This is a genomic window from Nitrososphaera viennensis EN76 (assembly GCF_000698785.1).
In the GTDB taxonomy this organism is placed as follows: domain Archaea; phylum Thermoproteota; class Nitrososphaeria; order Nitrososphaerales; family Nitrososphaeraceae; genus Nitrososphaera; species Nitrososphaera viennensis.
Genome location: NZ_CP007536.1, coordinates 2508744 through 2527938, shown reverse-complemented (window position 1 = coordinate 2527938; position 19195 = coordinate 2508744). Strand labels below are relative to the sequence as shown.

Annotated in this window: 23 protein-coding genes and 1 tRNA gene; 9 read left to right on the top strand and 15 right to left on the bottom strand. The window is 54.7% G+C overall.

The annotated features are described in order from the left end of the window. The first annotated feature begins 88 nt into the window (after positions 1-88). Together NVIE_RS14660 and NVIE_RS14475 are read left to right on the top strand one after the other, a co-directional pair. Positions 89-1267 (top strand): prealbumin-like fold domain-containing protein, encoded by a 1179-nt coding sequence (locus NVIE_RS14660; protein WP_084790867.1) that lies wholly within the window; start codon positions 89-91, stop codon positions 1265-1267. 42 nt (positions 1268-1309) lie between these two features. Further along, a complete protein-coding gene (locus NVIE_RS14475) occupies positions 1310-1933 on the top strand; it encodes a superoxide dismutase (RefSeq protein WP_075055892.1) in 624 nt (207 codons plus the stop codon). 163 nt (positions 1934-2096) lie between these two features. Here the strand turns inward: NVIE_RS14475 and NVIE_RS14470 are convergent, their stop codons facing one another. Both NVIE_RS14470 and NVIE_RS14465 read right to left on the bottom strand, forming a co-directional pair. Next, positions 2097-2624, bottom strand: coding sequence for a hypothetical protein (locus NVIE_RS14470; RefSeq protein WP_075055891.1), 528 nt, complete (start codon positions 2622-2624; stop codon positions 2097-2099). A 415-nt stretch (positions 2625-3039) separates the two neighbouring features. Then, on the bottom strand, positions 3040-3780 hold the full coding sequence (locus NVIE_RS14465) for a YkgJ family cysteine cluster protein (RefSeq protein WP_227717406.1): 741 nt from the start codon (positions 3778-3780) through the stop codon (positions 3040-3042). 54 nt (positions 3781-3834) lie between these two features. Here NVIE_RS14465 and NVIE_RS14460 point away from each other — a divergent pair, with 54 nt between their 5' ends. Together NVIE_RS14460 and NVIE_RS15045 are read left to right on the top strand one after the other, a co-directional pair. Continuing rightward, a complete protein-coding gene (locus NVIE_RS14460; RefSeq protein ID WP_075055889.1) occupies positions 3835-4200 on the top strand; it encodes a hypothetical protein in 366 nt (121 codons plus the stop codon). A gap of 35 nt (positions 4201-4235) precedes the next feature. After that, positions 4236-4362: transfer RNA gene (locus NVIE_RS15045), tRNA-Gln, on the top strand. Between the two features lie 23 nt (positions 4363-4385). On the opposite strand, the gene pckA is transcribed toward NVIE_RS15045, so the two are convergent. From pckA to NVIE_RS14440, 5 genes are all read right to left on the bottom strand, one after another. Continuing rightward, the gene (pckA, locus tag NVIE_RS14455; protein ID WP_144239821.1) at positions 4386-5954 is read right to left on the bottom strand and encodes a phosphoenolpyruvate carboxykinase (ATP); all 1569 of its coding nucleotides are present in this window, start codon (positions 5952-5954) and stop codon (positions 4386-4388) included. A gap of 132 nt (positions 5955-6086) precedes the next feature. Next, positions 6087-6245, bottom strand: coding sequence for a hypothetical protein (locus NVIE_RS15685; protein WP_158435263.1), 159 nt, complete (start codon positions 6243-6245; stop codon positions 6087-6089). 133 nt (positions 6246-6378) lie between these two features. Continuing rightward, positions 6379-6645, bottom strand: a complete 267-nt coding sequence (locus tag NVIE_RS14450; protein ID WP_075055887.1) for a hypothetical protein — start codon at positions 6643-6645, stop codon at positions 6379-6381. Positions 6646-6671: 26 nt separating this feature from the next. Continuing rightward, entirely contained in the window at positions 6672-7040 is a 369-nt protein-coding gene (locus NVIE_RS14445; RefSeq protein ID WP_144239788.1) for a hypothetical protein, read from the bottom strand. Positions 7041-7086: 46 nt separating this feature from the next. After that, positions 7087-7908, bottom strand: a complete 822-nt coding sequence (locus NVIE_RS14440) for a methyltransferase domain-containing protein (RefSeq protein WP_075055885.1) — start codon at positions 7906-7908, stop codon at positions 7087-7089. An 81-nt stretch (positions 7909-7989) separates the two neighbouring features. On the opposite strand from NVIE_RS14440, the gene NVIE_RS14435 reads away from it, so the two are divergent. Both NVIE_RS14435 and NVIE_RS14430 read left to right on the top strand, forming a co-directional pair. After that, positions 7990-8313 carry a hypothetical protein gene (locus tag NVIE_RS14435; RefSeq protein ID WP_075055884.1) on the top strand — a complete coding sequence of 108 codons (324 nt, stop codon included), beginning with the start codon at positions 7990-7992 and terminating at the stop codon, positions 8311-8313. 39 nt (positions 8314-8352) lie between these two features. After that, the gene (locus NVIE_RS14430) at positions 8353-8658 is read left to right on the top strand and encodes an MTH1187 family thiamine-binding protein (RefSeq protein WP_075055883.1); all 306 of its coding nucleotides are present in this window, start codon (positions 8353-8355) and stop codon (positions 8656-8658) included. On the opposite strand, the gene NVIE_RS14425 is transcribed toward NVIE_RS14430, so the two are convergent. Both NVIE_RS14425 and NVIE_RS14420 read right to left on the bottom strand, forming a co-directional pair. Continuing rightward, positions 8655-8963: a Rieske (2Fe-2S) protein gene (locus tag NVIE_RS14425; RefSeq protein ID WP_075055882.1), complete on the bottom strand. Its 309-nt coding sequence runs from the start codon at positions 8961-8963 to the stop codon at positions 8655-8657. The two genes, NVIE_RS14430 and NVIE_RS14425, sit on opposite strands and share 4 nt — an antisense overlap. Positions 8964-8999: 36 nt before the next feature. Then, positions 9000-10163, bottom strand: a complete 1164-nt coding sequence (locus NVIE_RS14420; protein WP_227717405.1) for a DUF763 domain-containing protein — start codon at positions 10161-10163, stop codon at positions 9000-9002. Positions 10164-10223: 60 nt separating this feature from the next. Between NVIE_RS14420 and NVIE_RS14415 the strand changes: the two genes are divergently transcribed. Continuing rightward, on the top strand, positions 10224-10907 hold the full coding sequence (locus tag NVIE_RS14415) for a DedA family protein (protein WP_075055880.1): 684 nt from the start codon (positions 10224-10226) through the stop codon (positions 10905-10907). Here the strand turns inward: NVIE_RS14415 and argF are convergent. The 4 genes from argF to NVIE_RS14395 are packed head-to-tail and all read right to left on the bottom strand — an operon-like array spanning position 10888 to position 15035. Next, entirely contained in the window at positions 10888-11850 is a 963-nt protein-coding gene (argF, locus tag NVIE_RS14410; RefSeq protein ID WP_075055879.1) for an ornithine carbamoyltransferase, read from the bottom strand. The two genes, NVIE_RS14415 and argF, sit on opposite strands and share 20 nt — an antisense overlap. Beyond that, positions 11822-13387 carry a signal recognition particle-docking protein FtsY gene (gene ftsY / locus NVIE_RS15995; RefSeq protein WP_075055878.1) on the bottom strand — a complete coding sequence of 522 codons (1566 nt, stop codon included), beginning with the start codon at positions 13385-13387 and terminating at the stop codon, positions 11822-11824. Before ftsY ends, argF begins: the two co-directional genes overlap by 29 nt. 24 nt (positions 13388-13411) lie before the next feature. Beyond that, a complete protein-coding gene (gene pfdA, locus NVIE_RS14400) occupies positions 13412-13951 on the bottom strand; it encodes a prefoldin subunit alpha (protein ID WP_075055877.1) in 540 nt (179 codons plus the stop codon). A gap of 43 nt (positions 13952-13994) precedes the next feature. After that, the gene (locus NVIE_RS14395; protein WP_227717403.1) at positions 13995-15035 is read right to left on the bottom strand and encodes an NAD(P)/FAD-dependent oxidoreductase; all 1041 of its coding nucleotides are present in this window, start codon (positions 15033-15035) and stop codon (positions 13995-13997) included. 84 nt (positions 15036-15119) lie between these two features. On the opposite strand from NVIE_RS14395, the gene NVIE_RS14390 reads away from it, so the two are divergent. Both NVIE_RS14390 and NVIE_RS14385 read left to right on the top strand, forming a co-directional pair. Next, on the top strand, positions 15120-15317 hold the full coding sequence (locus NVIE_RS14390; protein WP_144239787.1) for a hypothetical protein: 198 nt from the start codon (positions 15120-15122) through the stop codon (positions 15315-15317). 140 nt (positions 15318-15457) lie between these two features. Continuing rightward, complete coding sequence (locus tag NVIE_RS14385) at positions 15458-17641, top strand: sensor histidine kinase (RefSeq protein WP_075055874.1); 2184 nt, start codon at positions 15458-15460, stop codon at positions 17639-17641. Between the two features lie 125 nt (positions 17642-17766). Here the strand turns inward: NVIE_RS14385 and NVIE_RS14380 are convergent, their stop codons facing one another. Together NVIE_RS14380 and NVIE_RS14375 are read right to left on the bottom strand one after the other, a co-directional pair. Further along, positions 17767-18096, bottom strand: a complete 330-nt coding sequence (locus NVIE_RS14380; protein ID WP_075055873.1) for a hypothetical protein — start codon at positions 18094-18096, stop codon at positions 17767-17769. Positions 18097-18334: 238 nt separating this feature from the next. Beyond that, complete coding sequence (locus NVIE_RS14375) at positions 18335-19153, bottom strand: response regulator (protein WP_075055872.1); 819 nt, start codon at positions 19151-19153, stop codon at positions 18335-18337. Positions 19154-19195 lie beyond the last annotated feature (42 nt).

Here is a 19195-nt window from a genome sequence, read left to right as displayed (position 1 = left end):
GCTCAATTCCACAATTTGCATATTTAATCGTGATGGGATCCGGGCGCGACGGTTTAATTACCGCGCAAGCAAAACAATAGTGCTTTTGTTGTCGCCAAAGCAGAGCCTTGCGCTGGCAATAGCGCTTGCCGCAGCAGTAACCATTGCCGCAATAGCAGTGTCGCTCCCAAGGGAGCAGAACAGCCCGGGTGCGGCGCAGGACGGAGGAGGCAAGGGCGCAGGCTCGATAACAATCGTCACGATTTCAAAAGGCTTGCTCCTGACAGGCGCCACGTACTCTATCACGCCAAGCCCCTACACGGGCGAAGGCACGTACAGCGTGCAGGACGGCGGCAGGGACGATGCAAACCCGGCGGCAGGCATGATAGTTCTCACAGGCGTAAAGAACGGCAACTATACTGTTTTGCAGCAGCAGGCGCCGGCTGGCTATGACAGGGACCAGAACCCAAAGGTCATAGCAGTAAGTGACAATAACAATAATAGCAGCGCGACTGCGACGTTTTCAAACGCGGCTCCAGGCCTGTCAGGCAACGACGACAACAGCACTTTGCAGGTGCACAGCATACTGTACACGGCCAAGTTCGAGTGCGGCACGATCTCAGGCGGCGAGGGGCCGCTCAGGCCGGGCCACTATGACACAGACATCGGCATCCTGAACAAGCAGGACTTTCCAGTCAAGTTCACCTGGAACGCCGTGGTGAACAACGGCAAGACCACCAACTCGATACTAAAGACGCTGGAGCCGCAGAGCTCTACTGGCATCGTGTGCAATGACCTGCGCAAGCTCTTTGGCGGAAATAACGACAACAGGTTCGTCGAAGGGTTTGTCATAGTCAACGTGCCGGTGGACAGCGGCCTTCTGGGCACGCTTTCAGGCGGGACTGCGGTGGTCGGCAGGCAGGGAACGAGCATCGACATGCTGGACGTGCAGGTGTTCTATACCGCAAACGCGCTGGAGCAGCTGCCGCACGAGGTGCTCGTAGACAAGATCGTGTTCACGGTGACAAACGACACGTCTGGCAAGATACCGGGCGAACTGGTGGGCAAAAAGCTTGACGTGACTGTCAGGTCGGGCTTTGGCGAAATCTCTGACCCCGTTGAAAAGGTAAAGCAGGCGCTTGCCGAGAAATACGGCCTTGACGCGCAAGAGCGCGCGTCGCTTGCAGTAAAGGTGGACAGCATAAGCGTCGGCGCCGGCACCATGATAGACGATCACGCGCTGTCGCTTTCACGCGTTCCCCCGCAGGCAAGCAGCAGTAGCAGCTAAGAGCCGCTAAAACAATATATGCCCCGGCGGCCATCTCACCTCATGGCTAACTTTACTCTCCCACAATTACCATATGCGTACGACGCATTGGAGCCGCACATCGATGCCACCACCATGCAGATCCACCACACCAAGCACCATCAGGCGTACACGGACGGCCTGAACAAGGCGCTTGGGAGTCTGGACGCCAAGTTCCAGAGCATGGACGCTGTCGATATTCTGAAGAACATTGACACCGTGCCTGAAAACGCAAGGGGCGCAGTCAACTTTCACGGCGGAGGATACAACAACCACACGCTGTTCTGGAACAACATGAAAAAGGGCGGAGGCGGCGAGCCATCAGGCGAGCTTGCAGACGCGATAAAGAAGGCGTTTGGCAGTTTTGCAGATTTCAAGACGAAATTCCAGACAGACTCGGTCGCAATACAGGGAAGCGGCTGGGGCTGGCTCGTGAAAAACGCGTCCGGCGGCGTGCAGTTTATCACGATGCCAAACCAGACAAGCCCGTGGACGCGCTGGAAGGCAGAAAAGCTGACTCCGCTTCTTGGCCTAGACGTATGGGAGCATAGCTACTATCTGAAGTACCAAAACCGCCGCGCTGATTACGTGACAGCTTGGTGGAATGTGGTAAACTGGGACGAAGTGGCGAAAAGGTTCAAAGCTTGACCGTCACGTCGCGCTGTAGCCATTTTTCCAGGTACAGCGCCTTTTCTTTATTCAATTTTATTGTCTGCTTTCCTCCAACTCGTATTCCATGAATAGATTTAGGCGACCTATTTTGGCAATGTTAAATCAAGATCGAACGTTAGAAGACTAGTGACCATGAAACTCACTCGACTATGTCGACATATACCCATTGGATCAAGAGCATACCACTTACGCCCGTCTCATCCGGCTTAAACATAGAGACTCCAAACATATGCTTGCCCATCTCAGCGTCTGGATTTGTGGTCACTACAAGGTTTAATTTATCGATGACATGATTATTGCTTCCGGATGTAGAGTCGCCTAATGTGCTACTTCCCCGAATAGTGATGGACGGCTTGCCTATCGATGCAATGATTCCTTTAGCAATCTGCCCCTGAGCTGAACCATCCTCCATCGTAGTCAAGGTGACGGGTCCTTCTCTGTGTAACTCTAGGCCAAACAACAAAACCTTGCTAGTCGTGGCATCTGCCGAATAACAGAGTTGGATTGTAGCTTGCTCACTAGCACTTCGACTCAGTTTTGCAGGATTCTCCGGATTGCCCGGTACTTTCATCGGGTCTGTGCTATCTCCACAAATTCTTAAGCCGATATCAAGGACAGTGATATCGTTTTGTCTTTCTATTCTTGTTACTACTGATTTACTTTCCACTGGCTGTGGTGAAAACTGCGGGATTAAGGATATCGCGACGACAACAGCTAGCCCACCACTGCTGCGACAATAGCAGAATATACCATAAGCGATTTTTTCATTCGATTGTTATTGTTGTTTTGTGTCATTTTCTATTCCTCTCTCCCTTTTGCATCTCCCTGAACACGTAATTGATTTGCATATAGTTAGTACTCGACTGGATGTTTCCAGAGTTAGCAATAGCATCTCTGTTTCTGAGCATCCAAGGTTAGCAACCTTGCAAGAGTGTGCGGTCGCTTGAGAGAAGAGAACAGTCGTGTATCTATATCCAGCTGCTTGGTTAATTAAGTTTGGTTCGCTTGATAGACTAACGACGGTCTGATCAAACTCGGACACAGACAGATTAGATGATAGTGCTCTAGAATTATAATTATCATTATGATTGATCAGGCATGTTGTCTAAATTCACAAAATTGATAAACCCGTAATTTTCGCGCGTCGTCCTCTGGACCGCCATGTTGTAGCTGTATATCTTGGGCGCGTACTCTTGCAGTACGGGCATGATGCTGTCAAGCGATTTATCAAGGTAAAAGCCGGGGCAGTCGCCCGTGAACTGGAAAGTCGCGTGCACGACAGGCTTGCCGAACCTGTCTGACTCTAGCCACGACGCAAAGGGGTAGAGCCAGCAGACGCCGGGCTTGTCAGGGTGTATCCCGCAGTAGCCCTTGTCGTCAAGGAACCGGCAGCGCAAGGGGGTGCCGTCCTCTTCCTCGCGCTCGTCCTTTTTTCGCTTGAGCGACAGCATGCTCAATGTGGTTATGATGTTTCCAAAGGCTTCCTGCTCCTGCCAGCTCGATACCCTCGCCTCATTTCGTACAAACTCTACTTTCGAGTCATAGCCGAGCTTTTTTGCAATTGTTGTAATGTCGTCCTTTGTTAATGGCAACCGTCCCTGCCTCTCGCAGCAGTTGTGACAGTCAGGCCACAGGCACTTCCACAGGACGTACAGGCCATCGCGGGAGAGGGCCGGCACGTGAAAGACAACGCCCCCCACATTTACCTGATTGTCGACAATATCGTCGCGCATTCCCACCTGCATGTCATACAGCTTTTTGTCGACTGGCCATTTTTTTACAAGCATGTCAAGCGAGTCTTTAACCGAATTACCACTCTGCAAAGTTGCGATTATCTTAAATTATAAACCCGGCGGTGTTTAAATGTACCCAAGACGATGCTGAAGAGCCCTCAAGAAGAGAAATTCGTGGAGAAAAGCAGCAGCGAGGACAAGGGCAAGCACGCGTCTTCCACCGAGAACCGCAGGATGGTGTGGGAAAACGTCGTCTGGCCGCTCATCCTTGACATCAACCGCTCATACTTTACGTTAAAAGAGTACCATGCAAAGAGAAACGAGTTTTGCAGGGCGACCGGCGTTCCGCCGTCAAGGGTCGCAGGCGGCTTTGTCTCGCTCCTGATAAAGGGCATCATAGCCAGGAACAAGAACATGTACTCCATCCATTACCGCCTGATCCCGTACATGCGCAAAAAAGCACAGCTGGAATACGGGCAGGTAATACGCGAGGTCAACACAAAGCGTTAGAGTCAAATAGAGGACACGTAGCCGTTTTGTTGGTCAGCCCGGTCGTCTAGTGGCCAATCTCCCAGGTAGAAAAGAAAGGTAGGGCTAGGGATTCCAGGCTCTGGATCTCATGAAGAGAAAAGAAACCTGGAGACAGCAGTTCGAATCTGCTCCGGGCTACCATTCATTCATTCATTCTTTTCCTTTTACGGTTTTGGGCCGGCGCTTGCTATCTCTTTTGACACGCTGCCGAACTTTTCAAAGTTCTTGGCAAACAGCGCCGCAAGCCTCCTTGCCGCGGCGTCGTACTTGTCCTTGTCGTGCCAGGTGTTTCTCGGGTCGAGCACTTCTGACGGAACGCCGGGGCACGACGTCGGCATGTCGAGGTTGAAAATGTCGTGGTGCTTTACCGGCGACCTGTCAATCTCGCCTGAAAGCGCGGCAGTCACCATCGCGCGCGTGTACGAGAGGTTCATGCGCTTGCCGATGCCATAGGGCCCGCCAGTCCATCCCGTGTTTATCAGGTAGACGCGCGTGCCGTGCTCGTCCATCTTTTTGCCCAAAAGCTTGGCGTATTGCTGGGCGTGCAGCGGCATGAACGGCCCGCCAAAGCACTGCGAGAACGTTTCCTTTGGTTCTGTTATGCCGCGCTCTGTCCCGGCAAGCTTGCTGGTGTAGCCGGACATGAAATGGTACATGGCGCCTTCCTTTGTCAGTTTCGCGATCGGGGGCATGACGCCAAACGCGTCTGCGGTCAGGAATATGATGACCTTCGGGTGGCCGGCGACGCTTGGGATTATCGCGCCGTCGATAAAGTCGAGGGGATAAACTACGCGGGTATTCTCTGTCAGGCTGCCGTCGGCAAAGTCCGGCTCCCTCTTGCTGTCTGCAAGGACGACGTTTTCCATCAGCGAGCCGAACTTTATCGCGTTCCAGATCTGCGGCTCGTGCTCCTTTTTCAGGTTGATGCACTTGGCGTAGCAGCCGCCCTCAAAATTAAAGATGCCGCTGTCGGACCAGCCGTGCTCGTCGTCGCCCACAAGCCTGCGCTCCGGGTCGGCAGAAAGCGTCGTCTTGCCTGTCCCGGAAAGCCCAAAGAACAGGGCGACGTCTCCCGCCTTGCCCACGTTTGCCGAGCAGTGCATCGGAAATATGCCCTTTCTCGGCAGCAGGAAGTTCATTATCGAGAACATGGCCTTTTTGATCTCGCCTGCGTACGAGGTCGAGCCGATGAGGACTATTTTGCGCTTGAAATTGATTATTATGAATGTCTCTGTCCGGGTGCCCTCGCTTGCAGGGGATGCGGCAAAGTCGTCTGCGGAGATCAGCGTGAACTCGGGCTGGAAGTCTTGCAGCTCGCTATGATTGTCGGGCCGGATGAAAATCTGCCGGGCAAAAAGGTTGTGCCACGCGCGGTTGTTTATGACTCTGATTGGAAGGCGGTTTTCGGGGTCGGCCCCGACGTAGCCGTCAAAGACGAACAGCTCCTTGTCCTCGATGTGCTTTTTCATCCTGCGGTAGATCTTGTCAAAGTTCTCTTCAGATATAGGGCGGTTGACCTTGCCCCAGTCGACGGTGCCGTGCGTGATGTCGTCGTCGACTATGAACTTGTCGTCCGGCGACCGGCCTGTGAATTTGCCTGTCCTGACAGAGAGCGCGCCCGTCGACGAGAGCACTCCCTCCTTGGATTGAAGTATCCTTTCCACAAGTGCGGGTACCGGCAGGTTCATGTGGGCCTTGACAAGTTTGATATCCAACGTTGCGAGTTCTATCATCATGAGGTTATAATCTTTGGGTTGTCCGGGACCATATAACCTAGCTAGGCAAATGTGCGCCGAAGAATGGCGATAACAGGTCACTATCCGCCTGTCTTTTTTGTTTATGATGCGAACTGTTTCTCTTTTTTACTACGCGTGTATGGCCTTGACCGACTTTTTCTTTTGCTGCTGTTGCTGTTGCTGCCCCGAGCCGCCATAGCGCACCTTGAGGTTCAGGATGAACCTGTTTATCTCGTCAGGCGTCAGCAGCACCATGTCCTCCCCCGATGACGACACGTCTAGAGCCAAGCTTTGTGTGAGAGGGAGCTGGTAGCTTAAAAAGATTTAGAAGATTTCTACGCTCATTTTTACTGCAAGCTGCGAGGGGCGAGCTTGCGGCGGCGCCTGTCATGGGCGGGCGCGCAGCTATTGCATCCCTCTGCTATTTCGAAAACGCGCGGCGGATTTCAGGCGTGCGCCCGGACAAGAGCGAGAGGAACTCGGAAAACTCGGCGTCCGTCGCGTTGCGCCCGAGGATGCGCCGTGTCTGGTAGTGGAACGAGTTGTAGATACGGCCGATTGCTATGCCAAAGGCAAAGTCGCTTCCGCCAGCAATCCCGAGGCTTGACTGTATCCTGTACACTTCGCCGGCGTTTGCTATGGCTTCGTCTATCTTGGCAGTGACGGCCTTTTTCACCCGCGGGTCCACAGGGAGGCATACGGCAGTGCTTGTTATTAAAAGAATCCAAACTGAGACGATTTCAGGTCGGACAGCAGCCGCACCTGCACGCCCTGCATCCTTGCCGCAAGCTGGCGGTTGAGCCACGTGGCAAACTTTTGATCAAAGGTTGCGCCCCTGGACTGCAGTATGTCGCTTTCCGGCAGGCCGGAAAACCGCGTGGCGACGTCCTTGTTTACGGAAAGAGTGTAAAAGGTCCATCCAAAGGCAAGCTCGGCCGGCCCCGTCTCCAGGCGAGGCTCTACTCCGACCATACGGGCCATGTTTTCAAGCAGGCCGGACACGAGCAGGCTTGCCCTGTCGTGGTCGATGCACGCGACGTGGAAGGCAATCCTGTCAGGGTCAAACTCGGGACGCGGCCTCACAGGTACATATTTTGCAAAAAGCAAGTAATAACCTTATTTTATCTTGTCAGCAGCAGCCCATCTTGTCGTTTGGGGATACCATCGTCGTCATGCTTTCGTCCTTTGGCTCCCGCGTGAACAGGTCCTTCATGTCGATGCCGAAAAACTCGCGCAGGATGCCCAGGTACGCATTGACGGGCGGCGGCACGCCGTCCTCGCACGTGACTCCCATGTTCCACGCGTTTATCCATATCACCATGCTCTGCAGCATGTTCACAAAGCGCCGGTACTGGCCCGGCACGACCCCGAGCGCGTCGATGTAGCGCTCGGCAAGCAGCCAGGCGGCGGTAAAGTCGATGCACTTGTTGCCATAGACTGCCTTTATCTGCTGCCTGACAGACGCCGCATACTTGAAGGGCTTGGTGCATACAAAGAACGGAAAGTCGACCTTTTGCGGAAGCATCATCCCCGGCGGGGACCAGATGGTGATTACGCGGGCGCCTTCCTTCAGCTCTTTTCTGAATTTCTTGACCATGGCGTCCACGATCCCGGGATCGCTGAACCAGAACAGGACCACGGTGGCGCCAGAGATGTCCGCGTCGCGGATGTCGCCTGCCACTATCTCGGCATTTTTCAGCCGGGCTGTCTTGCGCCGCGCCTTTGCGGCCGCCTTTTCGTCTATCTCTATACCTACTGCTTTTTTGACGCCAAATTTCCTGGCGGCAAGCGCGACTGCCCATCCCTGGCCGCACCCAAGGTGGAAAAAGGTGTCGCTTTTTTTCAGGCCGGCAAGCTTGAACATCTGCTCAATCGCGTGCTCTGGCAGCTCTACAGACTCGCCCTTTACCACGTTCTGGGGAAGCGTCGACATGAACTCGGCTATGTTCAATGGCAAGCAGGATCTGGGGGCCGGATAATAAAAAGCCACGGAAAAACTGTTATTATAGCTATGCCATCATTGACAGGCGATATGGCCTCACTTTTTGGCGTCTTTGCAAGGCACAGTCCTGAGTCGTGTCCGCTCAACAACGCGCGCAGCAAGGAAATCACCGACAAGATGGACAGCAAGATGAAGGAATCGATGGAAAAAACAGGCGTCAAAAAGATTGTCGGCTTTTACTTTTCGGTGCTGGAGCACGAGTGGACGATAATCGTCGAGGCCGAAAACGCGCACGGGATCGAGACGTTCTGCATCGAGGCAGGCATTTCAGCTTTCAACACCGTCAAGATAGTGCCACTTACAGACTTTGCCTCTGCCATGCGGCGGATCAGCGATCAAAAGAAGAAGAAGTAAAAGTGTTTTTAGCCCAGCCGCACGTTTTCTCTGGTGCATATGGCAGTGCACGCAGAGATAAGCGTGATTCCGGTAACTGGCAGTACCAGCATGGGCAGGGAGGTTGCGCTTGCGTTTGACGCCATCAGAGAAACAAAAGGCGTCAAAGCCACGCTCACGGCGCTTGGCACCCAGATAGAGGCAGAGGACATTTCCGCGGTGCTCGCAGCGATAAAGGCCGCGCACGCCGCAGTCAAAAAGGCCGGCACGGCAAGGATAATCTCCTCGGTAAAAATAGACGAGAGGCTTGACAAGGACCAGAGCCTCGAAGCAAAGGTCAGGTCCGTAAAAAAGAGGCTTGCCTAGACCTCCACGTAGACGGTGCCGTTTTCCACCGACACCTTGTACGAGCCAATAGGCTTGAGCTTTTGTGGAAACCAGATCATCTCTCCCGTAGTGACGTCCCACTTGGCTCCATGCCAGGGGCAGGTCAGCTCTTTTCCGTCGAGCGTCCCTTCGTGGAGCTCTGCCCCGGCGTGGTTGCAGGTGTTTCCTGCAGCGTAAAACACGCCCCCGATGTTTGCCACCAGAACCTCCTTTCCGCCAGCCGTCACGTGGGCCATCTGGCCCGGGCCTATCTCTGACGCCTTGCCGACAACGACTTTAGCCATATGTATGCACGCAGGTTTTTCGCGCAGCTGCTATTTTTAACTTAACTGCCCTTCCCCTCCTTCTCCTTCCGAAGACGGGAACATGGTCTCTGAAAATTTCGCCAGCTTTTTCAGCGCGGCGGTGCGCTCCTCCCGCTCCAGCTCGGCGCCGTCTATTGCCCCTTCAAGGTACTTTATCGACTGGTCGTAGACCTTGCGCGCAACGGGGTGCGGCACGCCGTCCTTGCCGCCGTGGGCAAAGCTGTACTTGACAGGGTCCTGCCACGACGCCGGCGTGCCGTATATGAGTTCCGACACGAGCGCAAGCGCCCTCACCGTGGCCGCGCCGACTCCCTGCATCGACAGGAGCTCTTCATAGTTTTTCGGCTGGACGTCGTATATCCTGCTGAAAAGGTCCCAGTCAAGCCGGCGGGGCATCTCGTAGCCGGTCATGTTCTTTGTAGGTTCTCCTCCCAGCAGCCACCGGTCAAGCGTGTTTTCAGCCGTCAGCTTGTATATCGACGATTTCAGGTTGTTTGTGTCGCCCCGCGCAAGGTCGAGTGAGACCTTTTGGCTTTCCTGCGACTCTTTGGAGGTCATGTCAAGCGTCCTTGCCGTTTTCTGCTCGCAGATTATGCCGGCGTGCGGCGCAAGCACGTACCCTCCTTGTTGTTTCAGGCTGTCAGATACCCAGTGGTAGCGCCGGGCCATCCTGTTCTCCGCGTTCATGCCCTGCTGCACCACCGCCCAGTCGCCTCGCTCGTCAAACAATATCGCATGGTGGTAGAGCGAATAGCCGTCCTGCACCGCCGCGCTGTCCACCTTGGCAGACATCTTGCTTGCGTACAGCAGCGACTCGGTCTTTGCAGACGACAGGCCGAAATCACCGGCAAGCTTTGGAATGTCAGACATGGCAGAGGTTGACTTTCTGCCCTTGCCGCCCGCTATTGCGATGCCGTGCACGTCGGGCGAAAGCGACTGCTTTAGCACGCCTGTCACGACCGTCGTGACGCCGGAAGAGTGCCAGTCAAAGCCAAGGACGCAGCCAAACGCCTGGAACCACAGCGGGTCGGAGAGCCTGCGCAAAAACTCTTGCTGGCCGTAGGCGTCCACCAGGACCTTTGCCATTGCGTGCGACAGCCTGACCATACGGCGCATGAGGTAGGCCGGCGGGTGTCCGGTGTGCAGGGGCAGGTTGATGAACTGGGTCCGGCGCAACACTTGCGCCTTAGAGAGATAACATATATGTTATATCTTTTTACAGGTACAGGATATACTGCGATGCGAGCGGCCCTTGCTGTCATAGTCCTTGCGAGCGCGGGGCTGCTTTCCCAGGTCGCAGACAGCATTTCGTTGCTGATAGTGCAGTACGGCTACCCGGCAGTGTTTGCGGCCGCGTTTCTTGAAATGGTCTTTCCGCCGATACCAAGCGAGATAGTCTTTCCCCTGGTCGGCTTTACGGCGCAGAGCAACGGCCTCGGCCTAGAAAACGCGCTCGGAATGGCGGCGGTTGGCGCGCTGGGCTCTACTGCAGGGGCAATCGTCATCTACCTTGTTGCCAGAAAGATTGGCCGCGCGGCAATCCTCCGCTACGGCAGGTACATCCGCATGGGCGAGGACGACCTGAAAAAGGCGGAAGGCTGGTTTGCAAAATACGGCCCTGCCGCAGTGTTTGCCGCAAGGATGGTGCCTGGAGTCAGGGAGCTCATATCCATACCGGCAGGGATCGGCGGGATGAAGATCGCGCGTTTTACGGTCTTTACGTTTGCCGGCTCGCTCGTGTGGTCCACGGCCCTCACCCTTGTCGGGTTTTACGTGGGCGGGGCGTGGAACGCGGTCGCAGAAGAGCTGTCGGCGGCGTTTACCATAGTAGGCGCCGTCGTACTGGCAGGCCTGGCGGCAACAATAGCCGTGTGGTACATGAGACGCAAGAAGAAAAAGTCTGCTAGGCAGCCTTCTTCATGAGCATGCACAGGACGGCCTTTTGCGCGTGCAGGCGGTTTTCCGCCTCGTCCCACACAACAGACTGCGGGCCGTCGATGACGTCGGCCGTCACCTCCTGGCCGCGCTTTGCCGGCAGGCAGTGCATGAAAATCGCGTCTTTTTTTGCAAGCCGCATCATCCCGGCGTTTACCTGGTACTTTGGAAGGAACACGGATTCGCGGGTGGCGCGCTCGCCCTCCTTGCCAATAGAGATGAACGTGTCGGTGACGACAATGTCGGCGTCCTTTGCGGCCGTGGCAGGGTCTGCGGTGACTGTTATCTCGGCGCCGGTTTTCTTGCCCTCTGCCTTGGCAGTCTTTACAACGCCTTCAAGCGGCTCATAGCCGGCGGGGCACGCCGCTGCCATGCTGATGCCTGTCTTTGCGGCAGCCAGCAGGAGGTCGTTGCAGACGTTGTCGCCGTCGCCAAGCCAAGCCATGCGCAGGCCCTCCAGCTTTTTCTTGTGCTCCCGTATAGTCAGGAGGTCGGCAAGTATCTGGCACGGGTGGAACGCGTCTGAAAGCCCGTTAATTACAGGTATCGACGCAGAGGCGGCGAGTTTCTGCACGTCTGCGTGGTCGTAGACGCGGGCCATAAGGCAGTCGACATAGCGCGAAAGGGTCTTGGCGGTGTCCTCGATGGTCTCGCCCCGGGCAAGCTGGATGTCGGTTGAGCCGAGGTATATCGCGCTTCCGCCAAGCTGGCTCATGCCCACTTCAAAGCTGACGCGCGTTCGCGTTGATGGTTTCTGGAATATCATGCCAAGGGTTTTTCCGCGCAAGAGCGGGCGGGCCTTGCCGGCCTTTTGCTCCTTCTTTAGCTTTGCCGCCAATTTCAGGATGGCCTGTATGTCTGCGGCCGAAAGGTCCTGCATGCTGAGCAGGTCGCGCTTGCTGCTACTTGAGGAGGTCTTCAATGTCTTCATCTGTCAGGTATACAACATCGTCTTTCTTGCTATCCTTATCATCTTTGCGCTTTTTCTTCTCCTCTTTCTCCTTGCGCTTGCGTTCCTCCTCTTCGCGCTTTTTCCGCTGCTGATCCTCGTCCTTCTTGCGCTGCTCCTCCTCTTTTCTGCGCTGGCGCTCTTCTTCCTCTTCTTTGCGCTTGTTCGATTCTTCGGCCTTGCGTCGTTCTTCCTCCTCTTCGCGCCTGCGCCTGTCCTCGCTGTTATCATCTTTCTTGCGGCCAAACAGCCCTCCAAAGCGGCTCTTCTTTTCCGCTCTCGGCTCTTCCCTCACGACAGGTTCCGGCGCGGGAGGCGGTGATGAGGGCGGCGGTGGAGGCGGAGGAGGGCTTGCCTGCACGGGCGGCGAAGGAGGAGGTGGGGGAAGGTCGCGGTCGTCATCCTTCTTTGGCTCTTCCTTTGCAGGCTCTTGTTCTACGCGCGAAGGAAAAAGCGGCGACGCGCTTGCCGCCGCAGCCGCGGGCCGCGGCTCTGGTTCTTTTTCTTGCTGTGCCTCTGGCTCTTGCTCAGGACGCGGTGGTATAGTAGTAGTAGGAGGAGGAGGAGGCGGGAGCGGCGCTGACATCAGGTCCTGCACGCTCACGGCCGCGCTTCCAAACAGCGACGTGATGAACTTGTCGGGGTCAAAAGGTATCATGTCGTCGTATCCCTGGCCTACTCCCACATAGGCAATCGGCTTTGAGGTGAGGTGCGCTATCGAAATCGCGGCGCCCCCCTTGGCATCGGCATCTATCTTTGTGAGGATGGCGCCGTCAAAGTTGGCGTACTGGAAGAACTCGCGGGCCTGGTTTATCGTGTCGTTTCCCGCAAGCGAGTCGCCTACAAAAAGCTTGATGTCCGGCTTGACCACGCGGACGATCTTGGACATCTCGTCCATGAGGTTCTTGGACGTCTGCATCCTGCCGGCGGTGTCTATGAGGACGGCGTCGATGTAGTGCTTTTTCGCATAGTCAACTGCGTCGCGGCCGACCGCCGACGGGTCTGCGCCGTACCTCTGCGCAATCACTTTTAGAGACAGGCGCTCGGCGTGCTGCGTCAGTTGCTCGATGGCGCCGGCCCTGTGCGTGTCGCCTGCGGCGACCACTACAGAAATGCCGCTCTTGCGCAGGAGGTTTCCCACCTTGGCGACAGTCGTGGTCTTGCCGGTGCCGTTGATGCCAAGAAACACGATTACAAACGGGCCCTGCTTTGCCTCCTTTTTTGCCCGGATTTTCTCCACGATGTCAAGCCTGCCTGCGCGGGCAAAAATCCCGGCAACTATTTCCTGTAGTTTTGACTCGATTACCTGGCTTGCATCCTGCCCTTTTTCCAGCTTTAGCCCAAGCAGGTCCTTTTTCAGCCTGGCAGAAAGGTCGTCGACCACCTCCTGCGCGACGTCGCTTTCAAGGAGCTCTATCTGGAGGTCGAGGAGCGTGTCGTCGAGTATCTTTTCGCTTATCTCCTTCTGGCCGATGCTCTTTGCGGCTCCGGATAAAGCCTTCTTGAGCTTGTCAAACATCTCTATCGCACGCGTTTGTTATGATTAGCCCTGGCGCGACTGGGCGGCGCGGAGCATCATGTTCACCTGCTGCTGGACCTGCTCCATCTGCATGGCGATCTGCTGGCGCTGGCCCTCAAGCTGCCTCATGGCCACCTCGTATTCCTTGATTCGCGCCTCGACGTAGTTGAGCGCGTCGTCCCTGCTCTTTTCGATGGTGACTCCCGAGCCGAGGCTCACCAGGAGCTTCTTTGCCGCCGGCACGCTTGTCTTGACGTACACGCCAATGCCTATTGGCATCAGAGTCTCGCTGTCTGCCTCTGCGCTGATGCCCTGGATGGTGGCTGACGCGATGCGAGCCTCTTCAAGCATCCTGCCGACCGCCGCCTGGCGGTTCATGACGTCGTTCATGTACGCCTCCAGCACCCTGCCCTGCTGGACCATCTCGTTCAGCTGCTGCTCTAGCGCGTGGGCCTGCTCATGCTCGTGAGAGTGCTGCCCGTGATCGTGGGAATGATCATGAGGATGAGGATGATCGTGATGTGAATGATTATCGTGCGAGTGCCCGGAAGAATCGGTATGCATATCTATCTATCAACCTCACTGTCCCGGCACGATTTTTAAAGCTTTAGATCTGCGACACCTTGAGCATGTCGGCCATCCTGACGGCCATGCCGTACCTGTCTTCCTCGCCCTTCATGTGCAGGTAGATCTTGAGCATGTCGCCGGCGTGCCGGACCATGCTGAACTTGCCCTGTATCTTTAGCTGCACGAACTTGAAGATGAGCGAATAGATCTCGAACTTTTTCATCACCGCGTCGCGGTACGCTTGCAGGTCGTGCATGTTCTGTACAAACAGGTCGGCACACCAGGTCGACGGGATTATGCCCTCGCCGAGGAGCGCAAACACGGTCCCTATCGACTCGCCCACGCCCACGCACTTGCGGCCGTCGGTGAACGGCTCGCAGTTTGCAGGAGGGCTGATGCGCACCGGCCTTCCCACTTTTTTGATGACGGCTTCGCACTCGTGCTTTTTCAAAAACTCTTCCACAAGCGGGTTGTGCGCCTTGGCAAAGTCGCCGGCGCCGATGTGGGCGTAGCCGTTTCCAAGAGGGAAGTACCAGAAATAGCCCGTCATCGACGGGAACGCCTTCAGGTAGAAATCGTCAAAGGGCTCGCGCCCAGGCTTGTAGCGCACCTTGTACTGCACGCAGGGTATCCACAGCTCGTTTTCGAGGCGGGGCAGGTAGTTCCTGTGAAAGCCTGTCGCGTCGATTATGAGGTCAAAATCCGGTTCTAATTCCTCCTTTCTTGGCGCCCTGCCGAACTTGATGTCGGTCCCCTTTATCATGTCCTGGATTAGTTTCAGCTTGTCATAGCTGACCATCCCCTTCAGCTTTAGATCAACATAGTCAGAGTTCAGGTCGACCTTCATGTGCCTGCCCTGGTGCAGGACATATTCGTCGAAATTGAGGCCGCAGTTTTTCGCAAGGCCGGACATGACGTTTTCGCACGTGGCCCATGCGCACACGGCGTCATGCTGGTCCTCCGGCATGCGCTCAAAGCCCGTCACGTGAACGTCGTGCATGTCAGAAAGCCGGTTCATGAGGTATGCGCCGGCGACGCCGATGCCCACGACTGCGACCTTCATCTCTGTATGTGCGTGCACTTGATGGCCAGGGAAGCAATAAAAACATTGGCAAGCAGAAAACCAAATGGATTATCTAACGGCGCCGCGGCAATAGAAGGCGTATTGTCGTCAAAGCCAAAGGTGCAGATGCCCGGCGCCGCCCGCGTAGGGATTGCCCTCCTGATAGTGGGCGGGCTGGTCGTGGGCCTTGGGACGTACTACGACAGGGGCGCTGTCTCGCTGTACGGGCTTGGCATGGTCGCCGGCGGCTTTGTCCTGTACCTGGCGTCATCGATAAGGGCCAAGAGAAGGGTCAGGTAAGATAAGATCGTGAAAAAAATGGCTAATTTTGAAATTTAACGGCAGGATATTATAATAATTGAGGTGACAGGGCAGGCAACTATATTCCAGCCAACCACTTTACTTTATTATTTCCTGATCCTATATAGTGACAGGGTTTCATGGCTGAATTATCATCTAGCCGCAAAGAAGGAGAAAAGACCGAGGTTCTTTACGGCGTAGAGAGTGCAGTAGGCCAGGGAATCAAGTTTATGTCAAATGTAAAAAAGCAGATGGATATCTGTTTTGACAGCAAGGGGCCGTCCATAGTCGTTGAAATCGATTCGTACAGGAATGGATACATCGACATCAGGAAAAGGGGCGGAAAAATAAGGGCCTTTACCGAAATTACAAGGGACAACGTCGGCTATTGCAAAGAACTGATGAAGTTGGTTGACGAGCTGCGCCACCTGGACGGCGTCAGGGGCGGCATTGCAGTCAACGAAAAGGAGTACATGGCGACCACCTGCCTGGAGAAGGGCAAGCCCCTCACGCAGGTCATTTACAGCAATGCCCCAGAGATGGTAAGGCAGGGACAGTACATCTTTGACACGCTATGGAGCAAGGCCATACCGGCAGAATACAAGATAAGAGAGATTGAAGAAGGGATAGAGCCTGAAAAGACCGAGGTGGTGTTCGGCACGGAGCGCATAATCGACATCACGCTGCAGGGCTTTCACACCATAACGAAAAGGTTTGACAATTGCATGGATTGCACCGGGCCGCGTGCATTTGTCAGGGTCGAGCCGGTATGGAAGGGGCTCCTTGACCTCAAAAACAGGGGGATAATGCTGAGGTTCATCACCGAGATAACCAGGGAAAACGTCCCTGACTGCAAGAAACTGATGAAGATAGCAGAGCTGCGCCACCTGGACAAGGTCAAGGGCAATTTTGGCATAGCCGACGGAAGGGATTACAGGGCCAGCGCAAACGTCAAGAATGGGCGGCCCCCGTCGCAACTTGTCCGGAGCACCGTCCAGCAATTTGTAGAGCAGCAGCAGCATTTCTTTGAGACCCTGTGGGAAAAGGCGTTGCCTGCGGAAAAGAGGATCAGGGAACTGCAGGCAGGCGTCCAGCTGGAATCAATCGAGACCATAACCGACCCTCACAGGGTCCAGAGCCTGGCGTTCGAGCTTGCCTCTTCGGCCAAGAACGAGATTCTGGCGATATTCTCGACTTCCAACGCTTTCAGGCGCCAGGAGCGTGCAGGACTGGTACAGATGCTGACAGGGAAGGCGAAAGAAGTACGCGACCTGCAAATCAGGATCATGACGCCAATTGATGACGCAATCAAAGACACGGCGAGAAAACTAAAGGCAAGGTTGCAGCAGCAAATCGAGATAAGAGGCATCGAGCCGTCCCTGCGAACCGGGGTCTCGCTCCTGGTGGTAGACAGGAAATACTCGCTGGCCGTGGAGCTGAAGGACGACACGAAAGAAACCTCCATCGAAGCAATGGGACTTGCCACGTATTCAAACAGCAAGGCCACGGTCCTGTCGTACGCCTCGATATTTGAGAGCCTGTGGCACCAGACGGAACTGTACGAGCGAATAAGGCAATTGTACGAGCAGCTGAAGGTGCACAACGAGACGCAAAAAGAGTTCATCAACATAGCTGCTCACGAGCTGAGGACGCCCATCCAGCCAATAATCGGGCTGACAGAGATCCTGTACCAGAAAGAGGGCAACGGCGGTGGTGGTAGTAGTGGTAATGGCGAGCACCACAACCTGCTTAGAATCATCAACAGAAATGCAAACAGGCTGAACAGGCTCACGGAAAGCCTGCTGGATGTTGCAAGGATAGAGAGCCAGTCGCTCCGGCTGGACAAGGAAATATTCTCCCTGAACAACGTGATAACAGACGTCGCTGCGGACATGGAGAAATCAGCCGATGTCGGCAACAAAGTAAAATTTTTGTTCTCGTGCCCAGACAGGGATGTTTTCGTAAATGCGGACAGGGGAAGGATAACCCAGGTCATGTACAACCTCCTGAGCAACGCCGTCAAGTTCGCCGGAGGAGGAACCGTGTGGATCACTCTTGCAAAAGAGTTGAACGATGACGGCCAGTTTGCCATCCTTTCAGTCAGGGATTCCGGCTCAGGAATAGATCCCGAAATATTGCCAAGATTGTTTACAAAGTTTGCCAGCAAGTCGGAAAAGGGCACGGGGCTTGGATTGTTCATTTCAAAAGGCATCGTAGAAGCGCACGGCGGCAGGATATGGGCCAAGAACAACAGAGATGGCAGGGGCGCGACGTTTGCGTTTAGCCTGCCCCTTTCAGGCAAGCACCCTGATAAATCAGGCTAAGGCGTAAGCGGGAGCGCGGCCAGAAATGAATGGCACTCGGCATGCAATGTGTTACTGTGCGCAAGCGCCAGTGCCGGACAAGAAAAAATTGGTAGTGTGCTTGCTGCTGTTGTAAAAAAAGCAGGTCAGAGGTGCACCAGGTTGTGCACTTCTGAAAGAACTACAGCCGAGCCGTCTCTGCCTACCACTGTCCTTACAAGGTTCACCAGTCCTTCTGCCAGGTCAGAGTCAACAATGGATACTATGGTTCTCCGGTCAGAGTCGTTCAAATCCATGGTTCCCGTCCCCCTGTGGATATCGATAGTGTATTTTTGCTTCTTGCACCCGCATGTTTTTGATTCATAGATCATGGCCTCCTGGTTCATTGTTTCAAACGCCTCCACCACTTCTCCGCACATTTTCGTTGGTATGGTGAATTCGACCCTCATCTTGGCAGACTGCGCCTTTTGCGACAACTCTTGAGTGGCTGTACCTGTACGAGTTTTGAATTCCGACGGATCTAGTTTGTCCACGGGCTAGGATATGTGATATGCATGAATTAAGCATCGCTCATTGACGGGTAACTGATCCGCTGATGCTTATTGGCAGATAACTAACCAACTAACTGATTCGCAAGAATGAAAAAAAGCCACAGCAGGAGACGGTTCAGCAGATCAGGAGAGGCTGTGACGGCGATTTTGTGCCGTAGCTGCCCTAGCTAAAGATTTCGTTGATTTTTCTCAAGAATGACTTTTTGTCGACCGGCTTTTTCATGATGTCGTCTGCAGTGACCCCTGGCAGGATGCTGACCATCTCCCTTGCGGCGTCAAGGGCAGATATGAAAATGACTTTGCAGGAAGGATTCATGCCCTTGAGGCTCTGGTATAACTGGAGCCCATTAAGCCCGGGCATCCTTATGTCAAGGATTATGAGGTCGTAGTAGGAAGAGTGTCTTGTAAATTCACGCAGCGCGCTGTATGCGTCTGAAAATGCTTCCACGTTGTAGCCTTCCGATGCCAGAAAGTACTGGTAGGTCACGGCTATATCGGGTTCGTCATCCACTATCATGATGTTACGCGATTTGCTTTTGGCACCAGCGGCCAGGCTGCTGCTGGTTTGAGCAAACCTCTTGACCTTTTCTTCCCCTCCAGACAGAGCGTGGCCGGACGGCTGCGGTTGTTGTTGCTGTTGCCGTCCCTCTTTCTCTTCACCTTGAAGACCCCTGGCGGCCCGCCCGCCACCCGTATTGTAGGCGGCTGCTATTGTGCTTGTGGAGGTGTCCAGCAATTTGGCGCTGACCTGCCTTCCGACTTCGGTGATGGAAACGCAATCGCCTTTGGCAGAAGAGCACATTTCTATCCACCCAAGCACGCTCAGCATCTTGATATACCTCAAACAAACGTTGTAGTTCAACCCTGTTTTTTGGGCAAGATTGGTCCTGTTTATCGGCCCGCTTGCTTCCAGTGCGTTGAGCATCCTCTTTGTCACGTCAAAAGAAAACGAGCCTGCAATCTCTTCTCCCAGCGCGGCCATTTATCGGTACACAGGGTACTGTACGTGACATGTGCATTTATG

Excerpts from the sequence above, each read along its gene's own strand:
- NVIE_RS14375 (WP_075055872.1), bottom strand. The coding sequence starts at position 19,153 with ATGGCCGCGCTGGGAGAAGAGATTGCAGGCTCGTTTTCTTTTGACGTG.
- pfdA (WP_075055877.1), bottom strand. The coding sequence starts at position 13,951 with ATGCATACCGATTCTTCCGGGCACTCGCACGATAATCATTCACATCAC.
- ftsY (WP_075055878.1), bottom strand. The coding sequence starts at position 13,387 with ATGTTTGACAAGCTCAAGAAGGCTTTATCCGGAGCCGCAAAGAGCATC.
- NVIE_RS14430 (WP_075055883.1), top strand. The coding sequence starts at position 8,353 with ATGGCAGTGCACGCAGAGATAAGCGTGATTCCGGTAACTGGCAGTACC.
- NVIE_RS14385 (WP_075055874.1), top strand. The coding sequence starts at position 15,458 with ATGGCTGAATTATCATCTAGCCGCAAAGAAGGAGAAAAGACCGAGGTT.
- NVIE_RS14415 (WP_075055880.1), top strand. The coding sequence starts at position 10,224 with ATGCGAGCGGCCCTTGCTGTCATAGTCCTTGCGAGCGCGGGGCTGCTT.
- NVIE_RS14425 (WP_075055882.1), bottom strand. The coding sequence starts at position 8,963 with ATGGCTAAAGTCGTTGTCGGCAAGGCGTCAGAGATAGGCCCGGGCCAG.
- NVIE_RS14460 (WP_075055889.1), top strand. The coding sequence starts at position 3,835 with ATGCTGAAGAGCCCTCAAGAAGAGAAATTCGTGGAGAAAAGCAGCAGC.
- argF (WP_075055879.1), bottom strand. The coding sequence starts at position 11,850 with ATGAAGACATTGAAGACCTCCTCAAGTAGCAGCAAGCGCGACCTGCTC.
- pckA (WP_144239821.1), bottom strand. The coding sequence starts at position 5,954 with ATGATAGAACTCGCAACGTTGGATATCAAACTTGTCAAGGCCCACATG.
- NVIE_RS14435 (WP_075055884.1), top strand. The coding sequence starts at position 7,990 with ATGGCCTCACTTTTTGGCGTCTTTGCAAGGCACAGTCCTGAGTCGTGT.
- NVIE_RS14475 (WP_075055892.1), top strand. The coding sequence starts at position 1,310 with ATGGCTAACTTTACTCTCCCACAATTACCATATGCGTACGACGCATTG.